Source organism: Herbaspirillum sp. B65, assembly GCF_000333555.1.
GTDB lineage: Bacteria > Pseudomonadota > Gammaproteobacteria > Burkholderiales > Burkholderiaceae_D > Herbaspirillum > Herbaspirillum rubrisubalbicans.
Genome location: NZ_BADI01000285.1, coordinates 1 through 3124 on the forward strand (window position 1 = coordinate 1; position 3124 = coordinate 3124).

3 protein-coding genes and 1 pseudogene are annotated in these 3124 nt (G+C 60.5%); all 4 read left to right on the forward strand.

Translation table 11 applies throughout. From position 1 onward, the window contains the following. The first annotated feature begins 108 nt into the window (after nucleotides 1-108). Nucleotides 109-282, forward strand: coding sequence for a hypothetical protein (locus I5W_RS33200; RefSeq protein WP_252716931.1), 174 nt, complete (start codon nucleotides 109-111; stop codon nucleotides 280-282). A gap of 139 nt (nucleotides 283-421) precedes the next feature. Next, on the forward strand, nucleotides 422-1096 hold the full coding sequence (locus I5W_RS07545) for a hypothetical protein (RefSeq protein WP_252716932.1): 675 nt from the start codon (nucleotides 422-424) through the stop codon (nucleotides 1094-1096). A 262-nt stretch (nucleotides 1097-1358) separates the two neighbouring features. Next, a pseudogene (locus I5W_RS07550) lies at nucleotides 1359-2521 on the forward strand (iron-containing alcohol dehydrogenase). A 29-nt stretch (nucleotides 2522-2550) separates the two neighbouring features. Beyond that, the coding region (locus I5W_RS07555) for an aldehyde dehydrogenase family protein (protein ID WP_044528770.1) at nucleotides 2551-3124 on the forward strand (574 nt) is incomplete at its 3' end.

The window sequence follows — 3124 nt, forward strand, 5'->3', positions numbered from 1 at the left end:
GCCTGACCGCCGAAGGCTGTTCTTTCACTTTCCTGCGGCGGTGAATCGCTGCTCTTCCGCCTCAGCCCGGAGGCGCTCACGCTGCTGTCCCAACGTTGCACCTATGCGATGGATGCCTTCAATCTCTACCGCGCCCATGAAGCGCTGATCCATCTGACCGCACGTATCGTGGCGCTGGAAAACAAGTCACTGCCCCATATCCTCCTTGATCGCTGCCACTTCGAGGCCGATGCCGCCATCCACAGGGCGGCATCGCAGCGACTGCCCAGCCTGCCATCCTGACCTCCCGGCGTGACCCGCCCCGGGTCCGCCATTGCCTGCGTGTGGAACCGCTCCCCGGAAAACCACCACCCAGACCAGACGGGATTGACAGGCGCTGTAGCTCACCCTCTCATCCCGAACCACTTTGGGAGATCCTGACTTGCACGCAAAGCTTTCGCCGTTTTCTCTTTGGGGCTTGACACTGGAGGCCAAGGCCGCCCCTGGTCAAGCACCAATGCAGCAGACCTTCATCGTCAGACTGGGTGACGAAATGGGCTTACTCACCTTCGCCTCGGCGCTGGACGCAGAAATCTATTGCCAGCATCTGGCCGCGTGCGGCGTCACAGGCTGGCGCCGCGAGCGACTGGAACGAATCGACGTCACCAGCGCCCTGGCAACGATACCGCAGCAACAACAGCGACTCATGTTATCGCTGGGGTTCTATGCCTCCGATACCAACGATCTGCTCGCCGACGACAGCCAATCGCTCGTTACGCCCTTGCTGCCGGTGCAGTTCAACATGCGCCATCGCCAACACGGTCTGCATCAGTTGCGTATTGGTGCTGACATTCCTGCCTTTGTCCAACACTGGTGGGGAAGCATCGGTGGCGAGAATTATGGCCAGCAGATCGGTGCGCTGGAACGTTGCTCCGAAGCTGCCCTCACCCGATGTGCGGCCGACGCACTGCGCAAGATTCACATTACGGGCATCAGCCACTACCTGCATACCTGGACAGTGGCAGGCATGGCAGAGATCTATGCCCTGTACCGACCGGATTCAGGAGAATGGGGATTCCAACCGGTAAGCCACGAGGTAACACGACAGCTTCATTGACAGGCGCAAACAGTCGTTCGCGCTTGCGTGGGCGTCGGTATCGACGCAGCGGCCATCGTGCACATCAGGCAAATGTCGGTCATCGACATCCCATCACAATCAATAAAACATTAGAAACAAAAAAGCTAACCAATCTTTACATTTTGCTTTTGCGATAGGTCAATGTTGCAACCATAGGGAAGCCTAGTATTTCCTCACGCGAACAGACACGGCCCGTATCGGGCCGTCGTCGTTGTTTTGCACTATGGAGAACACTATGGCAATGGCAAATCAAACCTTTGGCTTCTACATGCCCAACGTATCGCTCATGGGTGTGGGTTGCGCCGAGGAAGTCGGCCCGCAAGCCAAGGCATTGGGAGCACGACGCGTGTTCCTGTGTACCGACGTCGGCATGGTCAAGCTCGGCATGGCGAACAAGATCAAGGCCATCCTCGAGAGCGCGGACTTGGCCGTCACCGTCTATGACGGTTCCGATCCGAATCCGACTGACAAGAACGTAGAGCTGGGGGTGCAGCTATACCGCGCCTCCGATTGCGATGCCATCGTCTCCCTCGGCGGCGGCAGCGCCCACGACTGTGCCAAGGGCATCGGCATGGTGGTCAGCAACGGCGGCAACATCCGTGACTACGAAGGGCTGAACAAGACCAGCAAGCCCATGCCACCCTTCCTGGCGATCAACACCACGGCGGGTACGGCCAGCGAGATGACCCGTTTTTGCATCATCACCAATACCGACACCCACGTGAAGATGGCCCTGGTGGACTGGCGCTGCACGCCCAACGTGGCCATCAACGATCCGCTGCTGATGAAGGACATGCCGGCCTCCCTCACGGCCGCCACTGGCATGGACGCCCTCACCCACGCCATCGAAGCCTACGTCTCCACGGCCGCCACGCCCATCACCGATGCGTGCGCCCTGCAGGCGATCCGCCTCATCTCGCAATGGTTGCGACCGGCCGTGGCCAATGCCCAGCAGATGAAGCCCGTGACAAGATGGCCTATGCCGAATACCTGGCCGGCATGGCATTCAATAACGCCTCGCTCGGCTACGTCCACGCCATGGCCCACCAGTTGGGGGGCTTCTACAACCTGCCCCATGGCGTGTGCAACGCCGTCCTGCTGCCCGAGGTGTGCAGCTTCAACCTCATCGCCTGCCCGCAACGCTACGCCGACATCGCCGAGGCCATGGGGGAAAAGATCGCCAACCTGTCGGTGATGGATGCCGCCGACAAGGCCATCAAGGCGATCCGGCAACTGGCCCGCGACGTCGCCATCCCGCCCAATCTGGCGGTACTGGGTGTCAAGGAGAGCGACTTCGAACTGATGGCCACCAATGCCAAGAAGGACGCCTGCCAGCTCACCAACCCGCGCACGGCGACGCTGGAGCAGGTGGTCGGTATCTTCCGCCAGGCCCATCAGGCTTGAATCCGTTTGTTTTCCGAAAGGTCATCATCATGAACCAATTGCATACCGACCATATCGACAAGCAGTACAAGCTGCTGATCAATGGCCAGTGGGTTCCCTCCCGTTCCGGCAATGAATTCACTTCCACCAACCCGGCCTCCGGCGAGTTGCTGGCGCACTGCGCCAATGCCGATCGTGAAGACGTCGATGCCGCCGTGCAGGCCGCCTGGTCGGCCTACAAGACCTGGAAGGACACCAGCCCGGCCGAACGCGCCGGCTTCCTCAATCGCATCGCCGATGCCATCGAGGCCAAGGCACAGCATTTCGCAATGGTCGAAACGCTGGACAACGGCAAGCCCATCCGCGAAACCCTGGCCGTGGACATTCCTTCGGGCATCGATCACTTCCGCTACTTCGCTGCCGCCATCCGTACCGATGAAGGCAGCGCCACTCGCCTGGACAAGAACACCCTGAGCCTGATCCTGCGCGAACCGATTGGCGTGGTCGGCCAGATCATCCCCTGGAACTTCCCCTTCCTGATGGCCGCCTGGAAGCTGGCCCCGGCGCTGGCTGCCGGCAACTGCGTGGTGATCAAGCCATCGTCCGATACCTCGTTGAGCCTGC

Bases quoted from the DNA above. Each gene is read 5' to 3' on its own strand.
- I5W_RS33200 (WP_252716931.1), top strand. From the start codon at position 109: ATGGATGCCTTCAATCTCTACCGCGCCCATGAAGCGCTGATCCATCTG.